This is a genomic window from Actinosynnema sp. NPDC023658, from assembly GCF_040639995.1.
Lineage (GTDB): Bacteria > Actinomycetota > Actinomycetes > Mycobacteriales > Pseudonocardiaceae > Actinosynnema.
The window spans coordinates 1-2,117 of sequence record NZ_JBFAAX010000935.1; the positions used below are offsets into that span (position 1 = coordinate 1).

The following is a 2,117-nucleotide window of genomic DNA, read 5'->3' on the forward strand; positions in this document are numbered from 1 at the left end:
GCACGGACGCGTGCGGCCGGCTGGACGAGGTGTCCGGCGCGGACTGGGACCGGGTGGTGATGGTGAACCTGCTCGGCACCGCGGCGGTGGTGCGGGCGGCGTTGCCGCTGCTGGACGGCGGGCGGGTGGTGACCATCGCGTCGACCCTCGGCCTGCGCGCGGTCAGCGACGCCACGGCGTACTGCGCCTCGAAGTTCGGCGTGGTCGGCTTCACCAGGGCGCTGGCGGCCGAGACCGCCGGGCGGGTCGGCGTGACGCTGGTGATCCCCGGCGGGATGCGCACGCACTTCTTCGACGACCGGGCCGAGCAGTACCGGCCGCCGGACGACAGCAAGCTGAACCCGCCGGAGCGGGTGGCCGACGCGATCGTGTTCGCGTTGCGCCAGCCCGAGGGCTGTGAGGTGCGCGAGCTCGTGGTCGCGCACGCCGAGGAGGGGTCGTGGCCGTAGCGTCACGGCTGGACACCGGTCGCGCCTTCGCCGAGGTGCTGCTGCCGACGTTGGCCAAGGGCGTGGTCGTCCGCCGGCCCGCGGTGGTGGCGGTGGCGGCGAAGGCGCGGACGGATGCCGTGGCGGTGGCCACCATGCGGCGGTTCCGGGAGCGCTACGGCCCGGAACCGCTGCGCCTGAGGGTGACCGGGCGCAGCATCGCGGTGCTGCTGGACCCGGTGGACGTGTCACGGCTGCTGGCCGACTCGCCCACCCCGTTCGCCCTGGCCACCCGGGAGAAGAAAGCCGCGCTGGCGCACTTCCAGCCGCACGGCGTGCTGATCTCGACGGGGGAGGAGCGGGCGCGGCGGCGGGCGGTGAACGACGACGTGCTGCGGCCCGACCGGATCGACGTGCCGGGCATCGTGTCCGACGAGGCGGACCTGCTGCTGCGGCACGTCCGCACCGCGGGTGAACTGACCTGGGACGCGTTCGCCCAGGCCTGGTGGCGGGCGGCGCGGCGGATCGTGCTCGGGTCGTCCGCGCGCGAGGACGTCGAGCTGACCGACCTGCTCCGGACGTTGCGCGGCAACGCGAACTGGGCCTACCTGCACCCGCGGCGCGAGCGGTTGCGGAAGCGGTTCGAGGAGCGGTTGCGCGGCCACCTGGAGCGCGGCGAACCGGGCAGCCTGGCGAGCCTCGCGCCCGTCGACGAGCTGCTCCGCCAGGTGCCGCACTGGCTGTTCGCGTTCGACGCGGCGGGCATCGCGACCATGCGCGCGCTGGCGATCGGCGGCGAGGGCGAGGCCGGGATCTGGGAGTCGGCTCGGCTGTGGCCGACGACGCCGGTGATCCTGCGGGAGAGCACCGAACCGACCCGCTGGCACGGCACCTGGTTGCCCGCGGGCACCACGTTCGTCGTGTTCGTGCCCTACTTCCACCGCGACCCGGACCGGTTGGCCTACGCCGACTCCTACGCGCCGGAGAACTGGCCGGCGCCGAACGACCCCGGCCTCGTGCCGTTCAGCGGCGGTCCGGGCATCTGCCCCGGGCGGGACCTCGTGCTGGTCGCGGGGCGCACCATGCTGGACGCGCTGCGCGAGCACCTGGACGTGCCGACACTGCACGCGCCGCTGCCCACCACGCTCAACCACTTCGGACTGACCTTCACCGTCCGGAAATAGTGGTTTGACCGGTTTGCCGTCTGGGTAAGTGGTGGCGGTGAGCCAGGGTGAGGAGTCCCACCAGCGGAGGTTGGCCCGCAACCTCAACGAGTTGTTGCAGGAGCTGCGCGTGGCGCAGGCGGGCGTGCAGATCCTGTTCGGCTTCCTGCTCTCGATAGTGTTCACCGACCGCTACGCCTCGGCCGACACCTACATCCGCGTGACGCACCTGATCACGATCCTGTTCGCGGCGTGCTCGGTGGCGCTGCTCACGGCGCCCGCGCCCTGGCACCGCATCCTGTTCCGCCGCGGGAGGCGGGAGGACGTGATCGAGGTGGCGAACCGCTTCGCGATCATCGGGCTGGCCTGCCTGGCGGTGGCCATGACCGGCACGATCCTGCTGCTCGGAGAGGTCATCGTCGGTGGCTGGGTGGCGATCGCGCTGGGCGCGTTCGCGGCCGTGCTGTTCGGCAGCCTGTGGTTCGCGTGGCCGTGGGGGGGGCGCGGGGGCGACGCGAGCGACGCG

General features: G+C 73.1%; 3 protein-coding genes. All 3 read left to right on the forward strand.

Annotated features, from left to right (window positions below; genetic code table 11):
• Positions 1-449 (forward strand): SDR family oxidoreductase (locus tag AB0G02_RS36600; RefSeq protein ID WP_360803995.1); only part of this gene is annotated, 449 nt, incomplete at its 5' end.
• Positions 440-1,612: a cytochrome P450 gene (locus tag AB0G02_RS36605; protein WP_360803998.1), complete on the forward strand. Its 1,173-nt coding sequence runs from the start codon at positions 440-442 to the stop codon at positions 1,610-1,612. The genes AB0G02_RS36600 and AB0G02_RS36605, both read left to right, overlap by 10 nt.
• 37 nt (positions 1,613-1,649) lie before the next feature.
• Positions 1,650-2,117 (forward strand): DUF6328 family protein (locus AB0G02_RS36610; RefSeq protein ID WP_360804001.1); only part of this gene is annotated, 468 nt, incomplete at its 3' end.